This window comes from Antrihabitans auranticaus, from assembly GCF_016481275.1.
GTDB lineage: Bacteria > Actinomycetota > Actinomycetes > Mycobacteriales > Mycobacteriaceae > Antrihabitans.
This window is the reverse complement of the sequence record NZ_JAEMNW010000001.1, coordinates 1460982-1483170: the sequence shown is the minus strand read 5'-3', so window position 1 is coordinate 1483170 and position 22189 is coordinate 1460982. Positions and strand designations below refer to the sequence as shown.

The window sequence follows — 22189 nt, the reverse complement described above, 5'->3', positions numbered from 1 at the left end:
TCCGCCACCACGAATACATGGCATCGGTTCGGTCCAGTGGGCACGAGTGGGTGCCGATGACAAGTGTCGTGACGCCAACGCCGCCAAGAGTCGGCGACGCAGACGAATCACGACTCCTGAATTCTGCTCGTCCGTCCAGGGTGATCGCGTGAAACGGTCAGGGCCCAGTCATCTTTGGAACGCACCCCGTCGCAAACTGCATCCGCGCTCGATATCGACGGCATGATCGTCGACGCCAGCAGTTCGATATTCGCCAGCATTTTCGGTCTGACGACCACCCACGACGGTCGAATTCTGCAAGGAACGGTGACCGGAATTCTGCGAAATCGGCTAAGCACGGCTGTGAGTCTTTTGCACCTCTATGGACTCGCAGAAGACTCACAGGGGTGGGGGTGTCGAGGGATACGATTGGCGCGTGCTGATGCGCTCGATCGCTCTCGCTGCACTCGCCCTGATCACGTTGTCGTCGTGCTCATCGTCGAAGTCCGACGACACCGACGCCTTCGCGAGGTCGGTCGACATCGGCGGCCGAAATATCTATCTCACCTGCAGTGGCAGCAACTCCGGCGGCGCGCCGACGGTCCTTCTGGTCGCGGGATATCACGATTCTTCGGACGCCTGGACCAGCGAGGATGCGTTGGGGTTGCTCGCTCCGGCGAAAGGTCCAGCCGTGTTTCCTGCGCTGGCGAAGTCGCACCGCGTCTGCGCATACGACCGGCCAGGCACCATTCGCTACGAAGGTGACGGTCCGCTGACCGACCGCAGCACACCGGTTCCCCAGCCTCGCACCGCGGCCGACATAGTCGCCGAACTACACGCGGCGCTTGCTGCGGCTGAGGTCCCTGGTCCGTACGTTCTGGTCGGGCATTCTCTCGGTGGGCTCATCAGCCTGCTGTACGGCAAGACTTATCCCGACCAGGTTCGCGGCATCGTTTTCGTCGATTCGCTGAGCCCGACGCTGCCGGAGACGATCGGTGCGGCGGCCTGGGCGATCTATCGCGACCAGCTCTTGAACCCACCGATCGAGCAAATGCCGATGCCGTCGATGAAGAGTCCGAACTCCGAGCGCGTGGACATCGACGCGAGCATCGCGCAAGTGCAGGCCGCTCCCGCGCTACCCACCATGCCGGTGGCGGTCATGACGAAGACCGAGCCGTTCGCGGTAGCGACGCTGCCTAGCGGGCTGACGACAGAGACTCTCAACCAGAGCTACCAGAAGGCTCAAGACACCTTCGTCGCCCTGGCTCCCCGCACTCCCCACATCTTCGCCACTGGCAGCGACCACTACATCCAGTTCTCGCAACCCGACCTGGTCGCGCAGACTGCTGACCTCGTCGTCGAGCGGGCAACGAACTAGTCCTGCTGAGCTGCAAGCCGGGTAGCAATGTTTAGAACGTGAGGCACTGCACGGTCATGACAGTGGACTGCGGATAACGCGAGTTTCTTTGCCCTGCTAGCCGTCTGCGCCTCCAACGCGTCATACGCGACGCCACCGCCTACCAATTGACCGCGATGGGTCGCAATCTCGGCGCTGCACTCGAGCCGCTCAGCCAGTGGGCGACCCACTGGGCGGCGATGCCAGCCGACGAAGCCGCACCGACTCGACGAAGTCCTGGCCGCGGAACCACCTAGACGGGTCACGAGACTCGGCGCCGCGGGCCCCGCGGTGCGTATCGCGCCAACTCAATGTTTCTGAAGGTATTGAAAGACAGATTATTTCGGGATGCAGCGCTGCACGGCGAGGTGAGATGTGGCGGGCCCTGTTGTGACACGCGACATACCCAACTGCGGTGTCCTAGGGCCGAATCTGACCTAGTCCGTCTCTACGTTGGTTCTCATGAGCACTGACATTGTTCCTTTCCGGATCGAAATCCCGCAGGCCGATCTCGATGACCTGCGTGGGCGTCTGGACAAGGCGCGGTTGCCCGCACCGTTGGCCGGTGACGGCTGGGACGTTGGCACGCCGACGTGGTGGATCCGGGATCTGGTCGAGTACTGGCGGACGGATTTCGACTGGCGAGCGATCGAGGCGCAATGGAACAAGTGGCCACAGTTCGTGACCGAGATCGACGGTCAGACAGTCCATTTCCTGCATATCCGCTCTGCCGAACCGGACGCGCGAGCGCTGGTCTTGACTCATGGCTGGCCGTGCACGTTCGTGGAGTTCGCAGATGTGATCGGACCGCTGACCGATCCGCGGGCGCACGGCGGTACGGCGGAAGATGCCTTCGATCTGGTGATTCCCTCACTGCCGGGGTTCGGCTTCTCCACTCCGTTGGCCGAGGGGTGGGACAACTACAAGACCGGGCGTGCCTGGGCCGAACTGATGCGACGGCTGGGATACGACCGCTTCGGTGTGCACGGCGGTGATGCCGGTGCGGCGGTCAGCCCGTTGGTCGGCGCGGCGGCGCCGGACCGGGTCACGGGTATGCACGTCACCACCGGGCCTGCTCCGGTGCTGTTCTCGCCGCCGCCGGCGGACGAGTACGCCGAGCTCACCGCATCCGAACAGGACCGGTTGGACCGGTTCTTCCGGGAGAATCCGGGCACGCCGGGGTATCTCGCGGTGCAGGCCAGCCGACCGCAAACCCTCGCCTACGGGCTTGTTGATTCACCGGTCGGGCAACTGGCCTGGATCATGGACCGCTTCTGGGAGTGGACTCGCCCGAAAGAGGCTCTGCCCGAGCAGGTTATCGACAAGGACGTCCTGCTCACCAACGTGATGTTGTACTGGCTGACCGGTACCGCCGGGACCTCGGCCTATGCCACCTATGTCCGCGGTGGCGGCTGGGGGCCAGAGCCCAGCTCCGGGGTTCCCACGGGGGTGTTGCTGACCCCGATCGACTGGGCCATCCGCCGCTACTCTGCGCCCTCGCACAACATCACCCGATGGACCGAACTCGATCACGGCGGCCATTTTGCCGCCCTCGAAATTCCCGGCGAACTCGTCGCAGACCTTCGAGAGTTTTTCCGCGACAAACGATCCTGACCACTACCGAGACCGGGTCAGGCACTGCCGGACGGCGGTGACCTGACCAGAAAGAGACGTTGTCATGAGCACGATCACAGTCATAACCGGCGCCAACAAAGGACTCGGCTACGAAACAGCCCGGCAACTGATTACAGCCGGGCACACGGTATGGATCGGTGCGCGCAGTCGCGACAATGCCGATCGCGCGGCGACCGAACTGGGGGCACGGGCGGTGCTGATCGACATCACCGACGATGTGTCGGTGCAGGCCGCGGCGGAAGTGGTGCGCGCGGAGAGCGGTCGGGTGGATGTGCTGGTCAACAATGCCGGTATTGCGGATGTCTCCGGTGACGACGTCACCGGTCCGGACATGGTTGCGGTCCTTGATACCAACGTGACCGGCATCGTCCGGACGATGCACGCGTTCGGGCCGTTGCTGGCGCGCGGTCGCGGTGTGGTGGTCAACGTGGGCAGCGGCCTGGGTTCCTTCGCTCGGGTCACCGACCCGCAGCGGATGGAATCACAGGTAGCCTTCCCGGCCTACAACGCGGCCAAGGCGGCGGTATCCATGCTGACGGTGCAGTACGCGAAGGTGTATCCGCAGTTGCGGATCAACGTGGTCGACCCGGGGTTCACCGCCACCGATCTGAACGGGTTCACCGGGACTCAGACCGTCGCCGAAGGTGCCGAACCTATCGTGGCAGCTGCCCTGATCGACACCGACGGTCCCACCGGTCAGTTCTTCGACCGCGACGGAGTTGTGCCCTGGTAGTGGAACTCAGCCGAGCGCAGCGGTGATCCGCTCGGCGAGCGCGGTGAGGTGCTCGACCAAGGTCGGAGGTTCCAGAACCCGGAAAGGGATGCCGAGCAAGACGATGTGGGCGGCGAGCTCGGCGAGGTCGTGTGCGCCGGTCACCAAGACGCAGGTCCGCTCGTCGACCGTCTCCAGTATGCCGCTGGTCGGTGAGATCCGTTCCGCCGCTTGGGTGCTCGTGGCGTAGAGCAGCACCCGAGCGCGGTAGCGGTAGGGCGCGGTGGTGATGCCGTGGGCGACACGCCCGGCGGTGTCGACGTCGGGGGCCTCGCGGGCAGTGAACCGGGGACCGGTGGGAATGCGGGGGACCAGCCGATCGACGCGGTAGGTCCGCCAGGCGTCACGGTCGGTGTCCCAGCCGAGCAGATACCAGTGTCGGCCGGTGTGCACGAGCTTATGTGGGTCGGTTTCGCGGCGGCCGACGATCCCGTCGTGGGTGGTGTAGTCGAACCGCAAGCGAAGTCGATCTCGAACAGCGGTCGCGATCGCGGTCACGACGGCAGGATCGGCCGGGGTTGTCCCGGCCGGCAGGGTGACCGTGGCCCCGTGCACGGTGGTGAGGCGATGGCGCAGGCGGGAGGGCAAGACCTGTTCGAGCTTGCCCAGAGCGCGGCGGGAGCTCTCTTCGATGCCGGTGATCGTGCCGGCCGCGGCAACGCTCAGGCCTAAGGCGACCGCGATGGCCTCGTCGTCGTCGAGCAGCAGCGGAGGAAGTTGGGCACCGGCGCCGAGCCGGTATCCCGCGACCCCGGGCACTGCGTCGACCGGATAGCCCAGATCACGCAGCTTCTCGATATCGCGACGCACCGTACGCACATCGACGTCGAGACGCGCGGCGAGCTCGCCTCCGCTCCATGCGCGCGAAGTCTGCAACAACGACAGCAACCGGAGCAAACGCCCAGCAGTATTCGACACCCGACCAATCCTGCCTGACTTCTAGGGCGGTATCTGACCTAAGTCGGCAACCGCGCTCGCCGACGGGCGCTGTGCACAGCTAGAGGCGCGATGGTCGTCGAGCATGCGACGGTGCACTCCGCCGGGTCCATCTCGTGAGTCGACACGGTGGGCCCAGAGATTCCAGTCCGACGCCGGTCTCCATTGGCGTCCCAAGGAGGCCCGTAGCAGGGCGTCACATAGTCCACGACAAGGAAGTCTTATGCGCGAACTCAATATGACCGCTCCCGGAAAGTTCCGTTGGGTCGAGCGGCCGAAGCCGACGCTCGTCCACGACGACGACGTGATCGTTCGTCCCTACATCGTGGGGCGCTGCGACGGCGATCAGATACCGACTTCGGCTGCGCTGCTGCGAGTGGTGCGATACGCGCAGAAAGCGCGGCTGCTCGATCCGATCCTGCGGGAGGGCTTCGGTCCCAAGCCCTATGCCGAGCCCTGCGCGATTGGGCACGAGTGCGTCGCAGAGGTTGTCGAGGCTGGCCCGGGCGTTACCGAGGTCGCGGTTGGCGACAAGGTGGTTGTGCCGTATCAGGTGTCATGCGGTCAGTGCGAGATGTGCGGGCGCGGCAAGACCGGCCTGTGCTCGACTACGCGTCGCGAAGACACCGGGAACACGCGCCTGTTGTCCTGGTACGGACACGGTGCGGCGACGGGGCCCTACGGAGGCATGGCCAGCGACTTCCTTCGCGTGCCCTATGCCAACCACATGCTCATTCGCATCCCGGACGGCCTGGACCCGTTGCGCGTGGCAGCGGCCTCGGACAATCTCTCCGAAGCGTGGCGCTGCACGGTGCCGCATCTGAGGACCCGTCCGGGCGCGAAGGTGCTCGTAGTGGCCGGACTCCTGCCGGCGGTCGGCCTATATGCAGCAGGGATAGCGGCCGCGGAGGGTGCCGAGGTCGACTATCTGGATTCGAATCCGCGTCGGCTCGGGATTGCCGAATCGCTCGGCGCGGTAGCGAGAAAACGGTCGAAGCTGATCCGATTCCCCAAGCCGCACTCGTTGTACGACCACTCGTTGTACGACCACTCGTTGTACGACATTGTCGTGGACGCATCGAACCTTCAGACCGGGCTGCTACACGCCGTTCGCTCGGCCGCGCCTGGCGGGGCGTGCGTCATACCCAGCTACCATCTCGCCGCTTATACCGGCGTGCCGATGATGCACTTGACGTTCAACGACCTCAACCTCCACGTCGGTATGAGTCACCCCGCGACCAGCCTTCCCGAGGTCCTCGAATGGGTGAAGAACAACGACTTCCCCGCGGAGAAGGTCACCACTGCTCTCGTGGATTGGGATGACGCCCCCGAGCGCTACGCCGGGCGGACCACGAAGCTTGTCCTCCACCGCCCACCGCTGACCTGACCGGTCCAGACCTCCGTCGTCACAAGCACGGGGCTGGAGATGTCCGAGCAGCTTTCGGCTACCGATAGCGCCGGTCTAGTTGGAGCAGTACGGCGACCAGCGCCGCGGTGACGAGCGTGCCTGCTGCGGCGGCGGCCAGGACGCTGTCGATGCCGTATGCAGAGACCGCGGTCGCGATCTTCGTCAGCATCGGCGTGACGAAAGACGGTTGATCGGGAACAAAATCGAGGACTCGCAGACCCGCGCCGGATCCGAGTGCATCGACGAGCTCTGCTGCCGGACCAGCAGACATGTTGCGTGTCAACGGTTGTTGTGCGAGGAGCTCCTCGGCACGGATCGCCGAACGGTTGTGCAGCAACGCGCCGAGCGCCGCAATCCCGATCGCAATTCCGATCTGGCGGGCGGAGTTGACCGCGCCGGTGGCCATGCCGGTGCGGCGGCTCTCGGCAGATTCGAGCGAACCTTGTGCCGCGACAGCGGTTACCGCACCGAGGCCCAGGCCCGCGAGTGTCATTCCCGGCACGAAATGCAGCCAGTCGTCCTGCGCTTCGACACCGGTGCACAGCCATAGGCCGATGCCGATCGCGGCGAGGCCGAGCGGCATCGACCATCGCATCCTGACGCTGCTATAGGTCACTGCTGCCACAGGCGCTGCCAGAAGGCCGGCCGCTGACATCGGCAGGACGCGCAGCCCTGCTTCCAGTGGCGAATAACCCAGCGTGTTCATGAAGTACAGCGCCAGAAACGTCGACACCGCAATGAGTCCTGCACCGCTCGCCGCCGCTGCCAGTAGCAACGCCGTGTAGGCCGGTCGAAGCAGAAGACGCAGGTCCAGCAACGGCTGCGGGCACATAGATTCCCACACCGCGAACCCGACGAGCAGAGCGAGCGCCATTGCGGCCAACCCGAGTGTTCGAACCGACGTCCAGCCCCAGTCGTTGCCCTGCACCAGGACTAGAACGCCTGCGAAGAGTCCGGTTGTCAGCAGTGCGGTACCTGGCCAGTCGGGTTGCTCAGCCTTTTCATCACGTGATTCGCCGATAACCCGGGCCGCGATCGCAACGGCGACAATGCCGATGGGCACGTTGATCACGAAGATCGACTGCCAGCCAAGGCTTTCCACGAGCGCGCCGCCGACAAGCGGTCCCATGACCGAGGCAGTGGCCATCACTGCTCCGACGACACCAATTGCGCGCGAACGGGCGGCGGGATCGGGGGTAGCCGCTGCCACCAGTGGGAGCGCGACACCGAACAGCATGACAGCTCCGGCACCCTGCACAGCCCGGAAGATGTTCAGCGACAACATGTCTTGGCTCAATGCGCAGGCCAGGGACGCGGCGCTGAAAACGGTCATACCGACGAGAAACAGCCGGCGGCGTCCGACGCGATCACCGAACGTGGCCGCAGTGAGCAGCAGACTTGCGATCGGGAGGGTGTAGGCGTCGATGACCCACTGCAGATCGGAAAGAGACCCGGCGAAGGTCGCCTGAATGTCGGGTAGCGCGGTCGCAACGATCGTCATGTCCAGCATGAGCATGAACAACGCGACACAGACGAGCGTGATCGTCCCCAGCGCATTCGTTCCCGTGTGCGGGCCATCGGACGCCGTCGCGGTCCGGCTGTCAGTCTCGAAGGCGTCGTTGCCTGTCGTGATCATCGAAGCTCCTTATTGAGAAGTATTACAATAAGGACGATCGCAGTTATTGGAGTACGCGTCAATAAGAGGTGACGGCGATTACGATCGACGCCGTGTCGACTGCACGCAAGCGATCCCGCCTCAGCACTGAGGAACGCCGTGCCCAGTTGCTGGATGTCGGTGCCCGAGTGTTCGGGGCGCGGCCGTTCGACGACATTTCGCTCGAAGACGTCGCTGAGCAGGCGGGAGTATCGCCGGGGTTGCTGTATCACTACTTCGGCGGTAAGCGCGAGTTTGCGGCGGCGGTAATCGAGTCACAATCCACCCGGTTTCTGGAGATGACCAAGGCGGACGAGTCCCTACCCGTCGAAAAGCAACTTCTCGGCGCGTTGGATGCATATCTGCAGTACGTGGAAGCCAACGAGCACGGTTATCGCGCGCTGCACAGCCCGGGGATGATGGCCGACAAGAGCGTGGCGCAGCTCTCCCGCGCGGGAATGCGTCTGCAGGAGCAGCGCATTGCCGCCGCGCTGGGCTTCTCTGAAGACATCCCTGCCGAGATAGCGCTTGCGATTCACGGTTGGATCGCTTTCACCATCGCTGTCTGCCTGCGCTGGCTCGACCAACGCAACCGCACGCGCGCGCAGGTTCGTGACCTCTGCGCGAACTCCTTACGCGCCATCCTGAATGCCACTGGGTTGGTATCACTCGACGACCCGCCGACCTGACCACGGGGCCATCGTTCATCGGACAGTCCCGATTGCGTCGAGCATGGGTGCCAGGTAGCGACGTGCGAACGTGCGGGCGTGGTCGGTGGGCTCGAGATCGATGGCGGTCTGCGGTGTCAGGAGTAATGAGATCGCGATCCGGATGTGTAATTCGGCAACGGTGCGCAGGTGCTTCTCGATGTCGGCCGGGAGTGGTCGATCTTCGTAGAGTTCGTGTTTCCAGACCGCGAGGATGAACTCGCGGATGGTCTCGACGAGTGGGCCGGCGCTCGTCGTGAGCGCGGGCAGGACTGCTTCGGGTTCTGTGTCGAGCAACCGTTGGATCAGCCGATGGTTGCGCACGTATTCGAGTGTGTACACGGTACTTTCGGCCATCCGGTCGCCGACGTCGGCGAGGCCGGCGACCGCGGCGGTGCTCCCGGCGAGATAAATCCGCAGTTCGTTATGCAAAACGGCTTCGGTGAGCGCGTCTTTGGTGGTGAATCGGCGGTATACGGTCGCACGGCCGATGCCGGCGCGTTTGGCGACGTCCTCAACCGTTGATCGGCGCCAACCTACCGCCGCCATCTGGTCGACAGCGGCCGCGAGTATGCGTTGTGTGAATTCGTCCGGGTCGGCGAGCAATGCCATTACCGCGGGGTCGGGGTCGGCGAGTGTGCCCACCAATCTGCCCTGTGTCATGCGACACGCTCCTTCACCTCTGCTGGACCTTCACGCTACGCTGCGAGACAGAGATACGAAATGCGTATCGCAAGTATCAACGAACAGGAGTGTGCACGATGCGAGTTGTCTGCCCCGGGGGAGTCGAAATTCATCAACCGTGTGATCGCTCGACGGCGGTGCGCGCATGAGTGCCCCGACCACCAGCCGCCCGTCGCGCATGCTGAATGCCTCGGATGGTCTCGACCTCGCTGTCTACGAGTCGGGAACGCCAGGGCGACCAACGGTGGTGCTGATCCACGGTTATCCCGACGACCACACGGTGTGGGATGGGGTGGTCGAGAAGCTCGGCGGCCGGTTTCGTGTCGTGACCTACGACATGCGCGGCGCGGGACAGTCGGGGAGGCCCAAAGATACTGCGGGATTTCGGATTTCGCAGCTCGTCGACGATCTGGAAGTCGTACTGATGGAGACCGCGCCGCAGGGTGCACACATTCTCGCCCACGACTGGGGGTCCATCTTCACCTGGGACGCGGCGGCGGATCCGCGATTCGGGAACCGGATCCTCTCCTTCACCAGCATCTCCGGTCCCTCGTTGGACATGCTCGGCGCGTGGATCAGGCGCTTCCGCCGCAACCCGCGGGCAGTCGCGGCGCAGCTTCGAATGCAGGCCTACTCCATCGGCTTCCAAGTGCCGGCCGCTCCCGAGTTCCTGGCCCGGCGCGGGATTGTGGCCCGAGTGGTCGCGTCCTCGAGCACCGCCGGCGAACCGTTCGGCGCCGCGCACACGGTCTCTATGGCCGACTCCATCGACGGGATCGGGTTGTACCGTGCCAATTTGGTCAGCCGCCTGCTCAGACCGCGCCCACGGACCACCACTATCCCCGTCCAGGTGCTCGCGCCGGTCGACGAGGTCAACATCAGCGTCGCCGCGCAGACCCAGGCTCCGGTGCCGTTCGCGACTGATCTGCGCGTTCGTGAGATCGAGGGAAATCACTGGGTGATTGCACAGCATCCCGCGTTGGTCGCAGATCACTTCGTGGACTTCGTCGAGGATCTTTCTGCGTCGAATTAGACCGCCTACCTCTCGTGGGCTGCCGCACAGAAGTTGCGATGCCTTGCCCGACCTACCCTCCTTTGCGAAGGACCATCCGAAATGACATCGATCCGATCCGGATTGACTAGCCACCTCCACCAGTTCACCCAGTCGCGCGTACAAGTTGTCGTTGCTGCCATGGGGCTCTGGTGGGTGTCCAACGGCCCGCTCGGGTTGATCATCGGTGGACTGACCTTCGCGGTGCCGGCCCAACCCGCTCAGACGGTGTGGGTGCTGTTCGTGCCGGTGAACGTAAATGCTTGGCATGCCGTGTTTCACATGCTCACCGGGCTGATTGGGCTCGCGGCCGCGCGTCGCCGGGAAACCGCCCTGATCTACGCAGTTGCAATGGCGGTGGTTTACCTGATGTTCGGAGCGCTCGGACTATGTCACGGCGCGAATGTTGTGCTGGGAGTAATGGCCGTCGACACGTTCGGTAGCTGGGTGCACTTGACCGAAGCAACGATTCTGATCATCGGCGCAGCGATTACCCTGCTCACCGTCACCGGCGGCGTCGACGACCATCGGGGTCACCGAACGCCCGATTCGGGTGACCGGTCTGGACGCCGTGCTGGGCATTCATCCTGATCTGGACACCGTTCTCGCTGCGCTGACTCCGTGACTACGGCACAGTCGGGTTGTAGTTGTGTCAGCGATCGGGCCCACGTACAACGATTTGTGCGGCGATATCGCGAAGCAGGATGTTGCTGTCCTGCGAGAGGCGAGTGAGTAGTGCGACCGCTTGGATCGCGTCGATGCCGAAGCGTTCCATAAGCATGCCTTTCGCTTGACCGATGATGTCGCGGCTGGACAGAGCGGAGTCGAATTGGTGCTGCTTGTCCACCGCGATCAGCCCGACCGCCGCGTTGGTGGCCAGGGTCAGCGCGGTTGTCTCGTCGTCGAGGTCGAAGGCGTGCGGGTCGGTGCCGAAGATGTTGAGTGCGCCGCGACCGCGGCGATGGGTGAACAGCTGCAGCGACAGGGCGCTGTGGATGCCCGCCTCGACTGCGCTGGCGCAGAATCGCGGCCACCGTGTCTCGGTCTCGAAGTCGTTGCTGCGGACGAGTACCTCGCCGACCGCTGCAGCCAGGCAGGGGCCTTCACCGAACTGTTTCTGCACTGCGTCGAGATGGACGGTGACCGGCGACGTCGGAGCGACCGACTGAAAGTCGTCGCCGTCGACCAACATCACATCAGCACAGGTCGCGCCGTCGATCAAACGCACCGCGGCCGCCGTCACTGCTGCCAGGATGTCGGCCAACGCCGCGCTCGCAGAGAACGTGTCGGTGATCTCGGTCATCGTCTGCCGGATCGTGTCGTTGCTGATCTGATCGGTCACGTCGTCGCTTCGCTTTCGCTGGCCCGTCGTGTCCCGTCCACGGTGGTGGGATCTTTCGCGCCGGTACACCACGACACTAACCGCTACCGGACTTGTCGCGGCGCCAGGTGAGTGGTGAGTACGCCGGTCCCGGCGAAACCCAATCTTCCACGAGTCCGCGAGTTGTCGAGCAGGCTCGCGGTAAGCAGGATGGCCAACTCCGCCACAGTGGCGTGTTCCGTCGCATCACCCTGGCTCCCTTGCTGGCGAGGTGTTGGGTTATGGGTGGTGGACCAGTCGGCCGAGCAACAGCGCAGCAATAGTTGCCACAACGGTCCATGCTGCAAGAAGGCCGATCACCGATAGCACTCTGTATCCCATCGAGGAAGAATCGCGCGTGGCATTACACGCGTCCGCGCGGTTCGGCGGCGAAACAATTATCGCGTGTCATTGCATCTTCAACAAACTCGATTAGGAACTTCGCTGCGCGCTCGAGGACCCCTATTTCGGTGCCGGTGTCCTCTAGTCGATTCGTGATCGATGTGCTAGCTAAAGGCCAGTTCAGGAGACATTCTGGGTCCGCGTGGGGTCTATGTGTGAGGCACGCGAAATGCCGATCAGGAGTGTGTGTCAGCACACAGTCGAAGGGTCTGTGTCGCGGCGTACAAGTGTGCTTTATTTCATTGGTAGAACGCGCTGGTCTTATCCGCATTGCATTTCGCCGAGCCGTTTTCGACAGTTCTCGGGGGTTGTCGAAACCCTTGGATTGGCTTTCGAAGCCAGGGGAGAAATGTGGATAAGACGGGCGCGTTCATACCGACCACCGGCGCTTGTCGAGCGCCGGTCTCGAGTGTCGAGCCGAGGACCCCGACCCCCGGTTCGGCTATTGTCCCCGCACCCCGGATGGCCGCACCGACCCGCGACCGAGGGGTGCGGGGACTTCCACAGGCCCGTGGGGACAAAAAGTCCCGGGATTTGGTACCGGCAGTAGCTAGTACCGGAAGTACCGTGTATGTTCGCCTCATGCGAAACGCCTGATTCGGCGGCTCCTGTCAACCAAGACGACCTGAAAACCCAAATCGATCGAGGACCAGATGCTCTTCGTGCTACTTCTTGCCGGCGTTGTCATCGCGATGTGCGTTCTTATGCATTCGACGGACGGAATCGACTACCGCGCAACCGAAATTCGCGGCGCGAGGGCTCGCCTCCGTGCCAACCAGTTCCGACCTCGCACACTCGAGCGTCGGTAGCGTCGAGGCCTTCGGCTCGGCGTCCCGCGCCGGGACATGGGTGATCCGAGATTCGAACCGCGGATCGACCCCCTGATCCGTGCTTGGCGCTACCAAAAGTGGCGGCGTGCAATCACCGCCAGCGAAGATCTCACCCGGTTTCACACATGGCAACCAATCACACTTCGGACCGCCAACACCGCCGCCCCGGATGAGGGTTGGACCACGTCCGAGATGGTGCTGTGACGCGCTCGACGCTTTTCGAATCACTTTGTTGTCCTGCGATTTTCGTAGCACACGGCACGCGAATCCGCTAGGGGAGAAGGTCATCGCACCGCACTACGAAGACAGCTTGTTGACGATGAAACCGCGCGGCACGATGTTTTCGATCGGCTCGTTTTCGGGCCGGTAGGACCCGTGGGTCGGAAGCGAAAGGCTTCATGCGGTGGGCATGTTCGTTCTCGCATGGGTGGTGGTTGCAATTGTCGCCCTCATCCTCGGAAGGCTGATCAAGCGCGAATAGCCAGCAGAATGCCGACCTTGCCGGGTCGACGCATTCACGGGATATCGACGGGAGAATCGGAGAGCCGCGATGCTGATCGAGCTCGCCCTCCTTGTCGCGGCAGGGGTTTCCGGGCGGCAGGGGTTTCCGGAATGGGAGCCGCAGCGGCGACTGTGCTCACATGGGCGATCCTCGCGAATCGCCGCGGATCCGGCAAGGGCGCGACTTCCCGGCCGCCTCGCGATACCGACCCGGTCTCGCGGGCCGAGCGCGGTCAGGCCGCGAATCAGCCCCACGCAATGGACGCTCGAAGCGGGCGATTCGGACCTACGACCGCTGCAAACTGTCAGCAATACAAGTAGTTGGCACGTGTGGCATGCACCTGCGATCACTCGAACTCTGGACGCAAGCCGTCGACGCCGACCCCGAGCGGACTTCGAGTCGGCATTGCCGCCTCTGTGCGACGGCGTGAACGTGCGCCGTCTCGTTCCGAAATCGAGGACCAAATACCCTTGTGCGCAGCACTTCTGCCGATTCTCCAGACGCCTCAGAAGCGCGGTTTGGTGGAAATTCAGGCGGTCCGGGTGACCAACGACTCAGTCTCCGGACGGCGTGATGCAAAACATGTTCACCCCGGTGGCGATCCCGCCACTCGTGTGGTTGATTCCTTAACTATCTCGACACCGCAGTTCAGCTAACTCTCAGAAATACCTGGTGGGCTCTTCGCCCACTGTTCACTTGTGGTCGCAATCCTTCCGGATCTGCTTCCACTGCAACGACTTTCAGACGGGGGATTTTGATGATGCTAAGAAAATACGCGGTGACCGCGCTCCTGGTCACCGCCTCCACCCTCGCGCTCACCGGCACCGCCAGTGCCGCACCGGGCACCGAATCGGCGAGCGAAATCCATTACACCGCAAGCCTGGACGACAAATCGGTCGTCGTCGAAACTGACGCCGGATCCTTGGCGACAGCTAACGGCCAGTTCCAGATCCTCGACACCGCCGGCAATGTCGTCGCAGGACTTCCGCTGACCTTTCAGGCGGCGGGGCAGTCCTGGCCGATCGTCGCCGAAATCATCGGAAATACAGCAACTCTCACCCCGACCCAGGTATCGGCCATCGATCTGGACCGCCACCCCGTCGACGCCGCGAGCGACGCCATCTTCAACCAGGCCCTGTCGAACTTCGGCACCACCGTCGGTGCCGGCGTCGCCATCGGCGGCTTGATCGGAACCGCAGTCGGTGCCGGAATCGGCTGCCTGGCAGGTGGACTCGCAGGCGGAGCGGCAGCAGCGGTGGTCACCATCGGGACTCTCGCCATACCCGGCGCGATCGGCGCCTGCATCGTCACCGGAGCCGCGGCCGGTGCGATCGGTGCCGTCGTCGGCACGATCGTCGTCGGCGTACCGGTTGCCATCGTCGCCGGAATCCAGTTCTACAACGTCACCCACCCCGCCTGACCCGACCGCTCGGCATCTCCGACCCACACCCGGGCCGGACACCGAAACCTCCGGGGCTTCCCCGGTGACCGAGTCCCCACACCTGCTACGGCGCACGCCCCGACCGTCAGTCCTAACAGGTGTGGGGACCACGGATGTTTGGCCAAAGCTGTTTGTAGCCCAGGGGATCCACGCGAGGCGACGCCGCTGACGCTGACAACGTCAGTGTCACGAGTTGTCTACCATCGATTCTCGGCGAACCCATGAGCCGCCTATTGCTGGCACGGCCATCGTTCCAAACAACCCGGGGTGTGTCGGGTCATGGATCCCGTGCCGCATTTGTCGGCACGTGCTGAGAATACTTTGAGGTAGTCGGTTCGATCCCGTGGCGGGCCAACAGGTTTCATGCAGGTCGAGGCCCCCCGTCATCGTTCGGGCTTGGGCGAGCATCGTTGGTGTCGTCGAGAGCGTCGTCCTTGGGCGTGGCCTCTATCGGGTTATGGCGGAGACTGTGTCGTCGCCGAGGTTCGAGACATAGGTGGTGTGATTGCCGGGATCGATCACGATCTCTTGAGGGTTGGCCCCTACAGGAATGGTGTGCGTGAGTGTCCAGGATTCGCTGTCGATGATCGAGACGGATTTGTCGCCGTTGTTCAGGACGTAGACGGACCCCAGGCCTGGATCGACTGCCACGTCGATTGGATTTCTCCCGACCTTCACGGTCGCCGTCTTGGTGCGGGTTTCGGTGTCGATGACCACGAGTGAGCCTTCGAGAGTGGTGGCGTAGAGGCGATGGGCGGCCGGGTCGATCGCGAGTCTGGAATATTGCCCGACGTCGATGACGGTGGACGGGGTCAGTTGTCCGGACTCGAAGACCGCGACCGTAGACCGCACCGTGACGTACGCGGTGTGGGTTGTCGGATCGACCGCGACATCCAACGCGCCTCCCTGTCCGGCGTCGAGTGTGCTTGTGACGGTGTTGGTTTCGGTGTCGATGACGGAGACTCGGGGGATGAACCCGTGTACTACATAGAGTTTGTGGTCGGCGGCGTCCACGGCCACGGCGGTCGCGTTCCTGTCGACTTCGATGGTGTCGATGATTTCTCGGGTATCGGTATCGATCACCGACACCATTCCGTGGTGGTCCTGGTCTCCGATGTCGAAGTGCGTGACGTAGGCGGTGTGCGTCGACGGATCGATAGCGATGTCGTCGAGGTTCACGCCGACGTCGATGGTGGCTTTCACTTCGTGAGTATCGGTGTCGATTACCGACACGGTGTGTCCGGACCTGTGGACGACGTAGACCGACTCGTTTGCCGGATCGACGGCCACACCTGCGGGTTGGGAGTCGAGGTCGATTGGGGCAGCCAGCTCCGGCGGTCCCAGCGGCAGTTTCGCGGCTGGCGTGGCGTCGCCGGACGCCGCGCAGCCCGTCAGGAGGGCCGTTGCGAGTATTGCTGTCGCGGCGGCGTATCTGCGCGTGCCTCGGAGCCCGCCAGTGTTCATGTCGACCTTCAACTTTCCGAGAATGATCGCGCCCTGGAGTTCGCGGGTGGGGAGACCGGTTCGATGTTCGGTTCCGATCGGTACACGTGCAATGGTTCCGGACGCTGGACCCCGCTGACAGGACCCATAGGGGTGGCGTCGCCCCACCCTGTGGTTCTCGATGCCTCCGGCCGTCTCGAGGGGCCGGTCTCAGACGAATGCGCAAAGCGTCCACAAACTGCAAACGCGTCGCCACTTCGATCCCGCCCTGGCCGCCAGTGCTTCTCAGGTCAGAACCCGTTTGTTCGATCTTGTTCGTGTGCAATCGATTACGGCGCTGCGGACATACCGATCGGGCGACGAGGCCGATGATCGCACAACTCCGTCGGTGGGATGTGCGACAGTGCAGTTCGAATCGACCGACTGGAGGACCGATGGGGTGGCCCAACGAGTGGCCGGCAGTGGCGCGAGCTATCGCGACGGCGACCGACGATGCCGTGGCTGCGGCGCTCGCCGAATCGAGCGACGAATGCGACGATGCTCTGAGTGAACTCGGCGCGCTGCCGTACGAGCAGGTCGTGTCGGTGCACTTCCGGATCGTTCGGGAGTTGATGGAAACACTTCATCCCGATGGGCTGGCAGGGGAGGACGTGTCCGACGCGCTCGCCCGATGTGCTCGGCGAAGCGCGTGGACTCCGCGACTCGACGTGCCCTCTCTCGCAATCGTGCTGATCGGCGCTCTCGGTGTCGGCGAACTCGACGACGTTTCCGCCCACGAACCCGGTCGGGTGCTTGTCGCCTCCGTACTTGCTATCGCCGATCTGGCTGCCGCAGCGAGGATTTCGGTCTCTGACTATCTGCTCAGTGCGCTGAACGACATCGCGCGTGCGGAAACCGTCGAGATGCCGTGAAAGTGCGTTGCTGCCTTGAGAGTGGGCGCTCCGAGCCGACCAACCCCACGGACCTAACCTGGGTCCGAGACATCCGCGCGCTCAGCTACTTTCGCAGCTTGCGACCTGTGGAAACTGCCCGATGAGGGGCGGACCATTCCGTATGGGTATCGACCGATCACACACTCTCCGCCGACCGTCGTGAGGCCCTCTGGGAGCGCAGCGCGGAACTGGTCGGCATGAAGCCCTAGCACGTGTCGGCCACTGATCACACGGATTTTTGTTCCAACAGTTCCACCAGTCGGTCAGTGCTCAGAATATCGCCGAATGTTGTGTAGAACGCGCTCAGGGCCGCGTTGTGGTCGGCGTCGGTGGGGGCGGCGTTGGCGTCGGTGACCATGATGACTTCGTAGTTCAACATCATCCCGTCGCGCGCAGTCGACTCACAGCACACGTCTGTGAGGCAGCCGGTGATGATCAGCGTCGTGATGTCGTGTGCGCGCAGCCAATTGTCGAGTTCGCTCGATCCCTGGACGAGTGCCGAGAACCTGGACTTCTCGATGACGGTATCGGCCGGTTGCACGTCCAGGCCGTCCCAGATCTCGTGTCCCTTCGTGCCTCTAGTGAGCGCGCGATCGTGATTCGTTGCACCCTCGACGGTCATAAGCCGATAGAAGGCCGACCAGTCGACCGTGACCTGATCGGTGTAGGTCATGGCGATCCAAACGACTTTCCCGCCGGCCGCACGTAGCCCTGCAGCGAGCCGGTTGACGTTCGGCACGATCTCCGCAGCTGTCTCGACCACAACGAATGCGGCACCGGGAAGCATGAAGGCGTTCTGCAGGTCGATCACGATGAGCGCTGTTTTCTTGGGGTCGAAGTCCTCGTAGACGTGCTCGGCTCCGCGCTTGGCGATGACGCGTTCGACAACCCATGGCGCGATCTCGACCTTGTGCATGGTGGAAGTCTATTCGGATGCCTAATTCCAATCAGGGCAATTTGACCAATTGTTTCGCGCACCGAACGGGCCTCTGTTGCAGCGTATTCAGAGGAAACAATATTCAGTGCCACCGTCGCTGGAGAAGTGTGTTTTGCTCACTGCAACAACATGTTTCGGGCCGAGAAAAGTTGGGCAAAGTTTCGAGCCGATGACTGACGTCCGGTCATTGCTGCAGGATTGGATTCGACGGACTTCGAAACGAGGGTTGACAGAGAACGTTTCCTCGGATCGGGTAGTCGATTGTGGACGACCAAGGGATCGGCGATGCACTAGCAGGCCATTTCGTGACCGAGGCATTCGAATACGACGGCGGACGCAGGGTCACGGTGTACGTTCCGCCAGAGCCACCTGAGGCCGTCGTGTTCGCCGGTGACGGGCAAGTGCTGGCGCACTGGGGCGGCCTCCTCGAAACAGCCCAATTGCCTTCCACCATGATCGTGGGTGTCCATCGGCTCGCCGACGAGACGCTCCGACTCCATGAGTACTCACCGTATTTCGACCCCGACCGGTTCGCGGCTCACGAGAAGTTCTTCGTCGAGGATGTGCGCGAGTGGACTGCGTCGCGGTTCGGCGTGGACCTGCCCACTGAACGAACCGCCGTGTTCGGGGTATCTGCGAGTGGAGAGTTGGCTCTCGCTCTCGGACTAGGGCATCCGGAGATCTACGGCACGGTCCTCTGTGCCTCACCAGGCGCGGGTTACCAACCGCCTGCGACGATGCCGAGTTCCCTTCCGCGCGCGTACTTCGTCGCCGGTTCGTCCGAGCCGTTCTTCCTCGAGAATGCGGCTCGATGGGCAAACGCGCTGCGCGGTGCCGGCGCAGACGTCGTCATCAGCGAGCGGACCGGATCGCACGGCGGTGCATTCTGGCAGGAAGAGCTTCCGCTAATGGTTGCCTGGGCATTCACGCGCAGCTAGCCGGTCTCCACGAGCGTCACCCCCGAGCACGTTGACCGATGGCTGCTTCGGAAACGATCTGGCCAATTCGACCTGCCCGTGTTTCTTCTCGAGCGGCAGTAACGATCCACCACAGCATCTGTTTGCGGGCGCTCGGTGGGAATCCGTCCCAGTTGCTTCGAGCGCACGGGTTTCGGTCCAATGCCACCGTCAAGTCAGGTGGTTCCACGAGGTCTTCGACTTGGTCGGAAATCGTCCACCAGCCAGTGGATTTCGCGGCGGCAATGGCGTGACGACCAGCGTCGGTCATGAGGCCACTTCTCTCCATATCGGCTGCGCGTTCGCGATTGAGTCGGGTCCAGGAACTCTTGGGTCTGCGCGGCGTGAACAGTTGTAAGCTGCGCTCCTCGTCGAGGACGGTGTTCGTGGAGTCGATCCAACCAAAGCAGATGGCTTCCTCGACGGCGTCGGGGTAGGGGCAGCGTGGCCGGTCGGTGGTGTTGCGCCACGAGCACAACCACACGCCCCGGGCCGATGTGACGTTGTGCATCAGCCACTTTCGCCACTGCACCCGAGTTTCGGCGTGGACGATCGGGTAGTCGAACTTCCACGTTGGAGGGTGGGCGGAGATCGGCGGCGGTGATTCCGAATCGGCCATCGTTTCCTCCTAGTTCGCATCGTGGTGGTCGGGTAGCTTCACACCCTTCAGTGTGTCAACGATCTAGGACTGTTTGTGTCCGCAATGTTGTCCGTCGGCAGAGGCGAGCGGGGCTATCGTGCTCACGAGTTACGGCGCACCAATTCCTGAATGAATGCGGCGACTTCGTCAGGCCGTTGCTCTGCCATGAAGTGGCCTGCTTCAGTCGGCTGGTAGGTCGCGCCGGGGGCCCACTGCTGCCACAGGGCCTGCGCGTCGAATCCAAGCTGTGAGCCCCAGTCTTGGGAGAGCACAGCGACAGGCATGGCCAGTTGGGCACCCGCCTTTCGGTCGGCGCGGTCCATCTCGAGATCGATGCCGGCCGAAGCCCGGTAGTCGGCGACGATGGACGCAACTGAACGTGCGCAACTGTCGATGTAGTGCTGTCGGATGTGCGGCGGGAATGTGGCGCCGTCCGAATCCCACGCGTCGAGGAACGAACTGAAGAAATCATCGGCCACTGCTTCGATCATCCGCTCGGGCAAGCCCTTTGGTTGTGCCATCAGGTACAGGTGCCACGCGACCGCGGCATCGACGCCATGTAACACGTCCCAGGTGTCCATGGTCGGCAAGACGTCCAGGATGCCCAAGTGGGTGATCGTTTCCGGGTGGTCGAGGGCGGCCCGGACTCCGACGAGGGCTCCCCGGTCATGTCCGACCACGCTGAATCGCTCGGCTCCGATAGCGCGCGCGACGTTGACGATGTCGCGCGCCATGGTCCGCTTCGAGTAGGTGTCAGGGCTTTGGGCGTCGGGTTTGTCGCTGGCGCCGTAGCCGCGCAGGTCGGGCACGATAACCAGATACTGCTCCGCGAGCGTGCGGGCAACGTGTCGCCACATCAGGTGAGTCTGCGGGAAGCCGTGCAGCAGGACGATGGGATGACCGTCGCCACCAATGGCGACATTCAGCGCAGCGCTGCCTTCGCCGCGGATCCGTCGGTAGTCGAAACCGTCGAGGGTCGTGCTCGTCATGAATGCACCTTTCAGGAGAAGATGGCCCGCGGCGGCGCTGCGGGGGTTGTGGCGCTTGCCTCTAGCGCCGGAATGAGGATGTTGTCAACGAGGTGAGTCAGGTACTCGGGTCCGGTGGGGAGACCGTTCAGCCGGCGTAGGAGCAGTACCGAACCGGTGATCTCCTCGTATGGGAACGGATGCGCGCCCGCAGGAAGCTCGCCCCTATCGATGGCGGCCGATAGCACTGCCGCAGGCAGTTTCGCGCCAGTCGGCCCTGTCGACTCTTCGATGTGGCGGCAAAGATCGGGGTCCTCCAGGCCTGCTTGCAGAAGCATCAAGCTCATCGTCGGATCCGCCGAGCGCAGAGTCGCGTCGAGCCGTTCGCAGAGGACAACCAAGTCTCCGCGCAGAGTGCCGGTGTCGACGGCGGTATCGGAGCCGCCCGACGCTGGGCCTGCTTTTATCGCAGCAACGACCATGTCGCGCTTCGTCTCCCAGCGCCGGTACAACGTTGCCTTCGATGCGCGGGCACGGCGCGCCACCGCCTCGAAGGTCAGTGCGTCGTAGCCCACCTCGCCCAGAAGCTCCAACGTGGACGCAAGGATCTCTGCTTCGCGTGCGGGGTCACGAGGCCGTCCGGTGCGTACCTCGGCGACCTGTTCTCGGGGTTCAGCGTTAGGAAACGGCACGTTCCGTATCGTAACAGGTCACCAGCATGCCGGAAATACTGGCTCGCTGCTCGGAGTTCGTTCCTATGACGACCCTTCGAGAGGACTCCGGAATGCCAAATGCCACATCCCGATTCGACGGCAAGATCGCCTTGGTTACTGGCGGGAGCAGCGGCATCGGTTTGGCCTCCGCCCGGCGACTCCTCGACGAGGGGGCCCAGGTGATCATCGTTGCCCGTGGAAAGCCGGGTGTCGATGCTGCGGTGGAAGAGTTGAACGCCGGTGACCGAGTCATCGCCTTCGTCGGCGACGTTGCCGATTCATCGGATCTCGATGCCCTCGTCGACGTGATCACGGCCAGCCACGGTCGCCTCGACGTTGTGTTCGCCAACGCGGGAATCGCCGCCTTCGGGCCGACCCCGGATATCACCGAGGCCGAGTTCGATCGGGTGGTTGCGACGAACTTCAAGGGCGTCTTCTTCACTGTCCAGAAGACACTTCCGCTCCTCGCCGACGGTGGTGCGATCGTTGTAACCTCGTCCTGGGCGGTCCACCGCGGTGTGCCAGCGGCCTCGCTCTACTCGGCCACGAAAGCTGCCGTCAGCAACCTTGCGCAATCCCTCGCGGCGGAACTCGCTCCGCGCAGGATCCGCGTCAACTCGATCAGCCCGGGTTATATCGAGACGCCGTCCTACCGAGCCAATGTTTCCGACGCTGCCAAAGCCGCGGCCGTCGCGACGGTCGCGGCCGGCCGGCTTGGCACATCCGAAGACGTCGCGGCTGCGGTCGCCTTCTTGGCATCGGACGATGCGTCTTACCTCAATGGCCAGGACCTCCAGGTCGACGGAGGTCTCATCGCCGCCGTCCCAGCCATCATGGTCTGAT

20 protein-coding genes are annotated in these 22189 nt (G+C 63.4%); 11 read left to right on the top strand and 9 right to left on the bottom strand.

The window, feature by feature from the left end:
* Positions 1-421: 421 nt before the first annotated feature.
* The 3 genes from JGU72_RS06900 (at position 422) to JGU72_RS06890 (ending at position 3743) form a co-directional block, all read left to right on the top strand.
* Positions 422-1357, top strand: coding sequence for an alpha/beta fold hydrolase (locus JGU72_RS06900; protein ID WP_233531725.1), 936 nt, complete (start codon positions 422-424; stop codon positions 1355-1357).
* Between the two features lie 480 nt (positions 1358-1837).
* A complete protein-coding gene (locus JGU72_RS06895) occupies positions 1838-2989 on the top strand; it encodes an epoxide hydrolase family protein (RefSeq protein ID WP_199682927.1) in 1152 nt (383 codons plus the stop codon).
* 64 nt (positions 2990-3053) lie between these two features.
* Positions 3054-3743 carry an SDR family NAD(P)-dependent oxidoreductase gene (locus JGU72_RS06890; protein WP_199682926.1) on the top strand — a complete coding sequence of 230 codons (690 nt, stop codon included), beginning with the start codon at positions 3054-3056 and terminating at the stop codon, positions 3741-3743.
* A 6-nt stretch (positions 3744-3749) separates the two neighbouring features.
* Here the strand turns inward: JGU72_RS06890 and JGU72_RS06885 are convergent, their stop codons facing one another.
* Positions 3750-4700 carry a helix-turn-helix transcriptional regulator gene (locus JGU72_RS06885; protein WP_199682925.1) on the bottom strand — a complete coding sequence of 317 codons (951 nt, stop codon included), beginning with the start codon at positions 4698-4700 and terminating at the stop codon, positions 3750-3752.
* Positions 4701-4941: 241 nt separating this feature from the next.
* Here JGU72_RS06885 and JGU72_RS06880 point away from each other — a divergent pair, with 241 nt between their 5' ends.
* Entirely contained in the window at positions 4942-6105 is a 1164-nt protein-coding gene (locus JGU72_RS06880) for a zinc-dependent alcohol dehydrogenase (RefSeq protein ID WP_199682924.1), read from the top strand.
* A 58-nt stretch (positions 6106-6163) separates the two neighbouring features.
* Here JGU72_RS06880 and JGU72_RS06875 read toward each other — a convergent pair whose 3' ends face one another.
* On the bottom strand, positions 6164-7762 hold the full coding sequence (locus JGU72_RS06875) for an MFS transporter (RefSeq protein ID WP_199682923.1): 1599 nt from the start codon (positions 7760-7762) through the stop codon (positions 6164-6166).
* A gap of 92 nt (positions 7763-7854) precedes the next feature.
* Between JGU72_RS06875 and JGU72_RS06870 the strand changes: the two genes are divergently transcribed.
* Positions 7855-8469, top strand: coding sequence for a TetR/AcrR family transcriptional regulator (locus JGU72_RS06870; protein ID WP_307828324.1), 615 nt, complete (start codon positions 7855-7857; stop codon positions 8467-8469).
* Between the two features lie 15 nt (positions 8470-8484).
* On the opposite strand, the gene JGU72_RS06865 is transcribed toward JGU72_RS06870, so the two are convergent.
* Positions 8485-9150 carry a TetR/AcrR family transcriptional regulator gene (locus JGU72_RS06865; RefSeq protein ID WP_199682922.1) on the bottom strand — a complete coding sequence of 222 codons (666 nt, stop codon included), beginning with the start codon at positions 9148-9150 and terminating at the stop codon, positions 8485-8487.
* Positions 9151-9316: 166 nt separating this feature from the next.
* Between JGU72_RS06865 and JGU72_RS06860 the strand changes: the two genes are divergently transcribed.
* Positions 9317-10204: an alpha/beta fold hydrolase gene (locus JGU72_RS06860; RefSeq protein WP_199682921.1), complete on the top strand. Its 888-nt coding sequence runs from the start codon at positions 9317-9319 to the stop codon at positions 10202-10204.
* A gap of 81 nt (positions 10205-10285) precedes the next feature.
* Positions 10286-10813 (top strand): DUF4383 domain-containing protein, encoded by a 528-nt coding sequence (locus JGU72_RS06855; protein ID WP_199682920.1) that lies wholly within the window; start codon positions 10286-10288, stop codon positions 10811-10813.
* A 61-nt stretch (positions 10814-10874) separates the two neighbouring features.
* Here JGU72_RS06855 and JGU72_RS06850 read toward each other — a convergent pair whose 3' ends face one another.
* On the bottom strand, positions 10875-11564 hold the full coding sequence (locus JGU72_RS06850; protein ID WP_199682919.1) for a GAF and ANTAR domain-containing protein: 690 nt from the start codon (positions 11562-11564) through the stop codon (positions 10875-10877).
* Positions 11565-14073: 2509 nt separating this feature from the next.
* Between JGU72_RS06850 and JGU72_RS06845 the strand changes: the two genes are divergently transcribed.
* Entirely contained in the window at positions 14074-14736 is a 663-nt protein-coding gene (locus tag JGU72_RS06845; RefSeq protein WP_233531172.1) for a hypothetical protein, read from the top strand.
* A gap of 468 nt (positions 14737-15204) precedes the next feature.
* Here the strand turns inward: JGU72_RS06845 and JGU72_RS06840 are convergent, their stop codons facing one another.
* Positions 15205-16221 carry a YncE family protein gene (locus JGU72_RS06840; RefSeq protein ID WP_199682917.1) on the bottom strand — a complete coding sequence of 339 codons (1017 nt, stop codon included), beginning with the start codon at positions 16219-16221 and terminating at the stop codon, positions 15205-15207.
* Between the two features lie 413 nt (positions 16222-16634).
* Between JGU72_RS06840 and JGU72_RS06835 the strand changes: the two genes are divergently transcribed.
* Positions 16635-17111, top strand: a complete 477-nt coding sequence (locus tag JGU72_RS06835; protein WP_199682916.1) for a hypothetical protein — start codon at positions 16635-16637, stop codon at positions 17109-17111.
* Between the two features lie 247 nt (positions 17112-17358).
* Here JGU72_RS06835 and JGU72_RS06830 read toward each other — a convergent pair whose 3' ends face one another.
* Positions 17359-18048 (bottom strand): isochorismatase family protein, encoded by a 690-nt coding sequence (locus tag JGU72_RS06830; RefSeq protein ID WP_199682915.1) that lies wholly within the window; start codon positions 18046-18048, stop codon positions 17359-17361.
* 326 nt (positions 18049-18374) lie between these two features.
* Between JGU72_RS06830 and JGU72_RS06825 the strand changes: the two genes are divergently transcribed.
* Positions 18375-19007 (top strand): alpha/beta hydrolase, encoded by a 633-nt coding sequence (locus JGU72_RS06825; RefSeq protein ID WP_307828323.1) that lies wholly within the window; start codon positions 18375-18377, stop codon positions 19005-19007.
* 16 nt (positions 19008-19023) lie between these two features.
* Here JGU72_RS06825 and JGU72_RS06820 read toward each other — a convergent pair whose 3' ends face one another.
* The 3 genes from JGU72_RS06820 to JGU72_RS06810 form a co-directional block, all read right to left on the bottom strand.
* Positions 19024-19644, bottom strand: a complete 621-nt coding sequence (locus JGU72_RS06820) for a YdeI/OmpD-associated family protein (RefSeq protein ID WP_199682913.1) — start codon at positions 19642-19644, stop codon at positions 19024-19026.
* Positions 19645-19766: 122 nt separating this feature from the next.
* Positions 19767-20654, bottom strand: coding sequence for an alpha/beta fold hydrolase (locus tag JGU72_RS06815; protein ID WP_199682912.1), 888 nt, complete (start codon positions 20652-20654; stop codon positions 19767-19769).
* 11 nt (positions 20655-20665) lie between these two features.
* Complete coding sequence (locus tag JGU72_RS06810) at positions 20666-21325, bottom strand: TetR/AcrR family transcriptional regulator (RefSeq protein WP_199682911.1); 660 nt, start codon at positions 21323-21325, stop codon at positions 20666-20668.
* A 92-nt stretch (positions 21326-21417) separates the two neighbouring features.
* Between JGU72_RS06810 and JGU72_RS06805 the strand changes: the two genes are divergently transcribed.
* Positions 21418-22188, top strand: coding sequence for an SDR family NAD(P)-dependent oxidoreductase (locus tag JGU72_RS06805; RefSeq protein WP_199682910.1), 771 nt, complete (start codon positions 21418-21420; stop codon positions 22186-22188).
* Position 22189 lies beyond the last annotated feature (1 nt).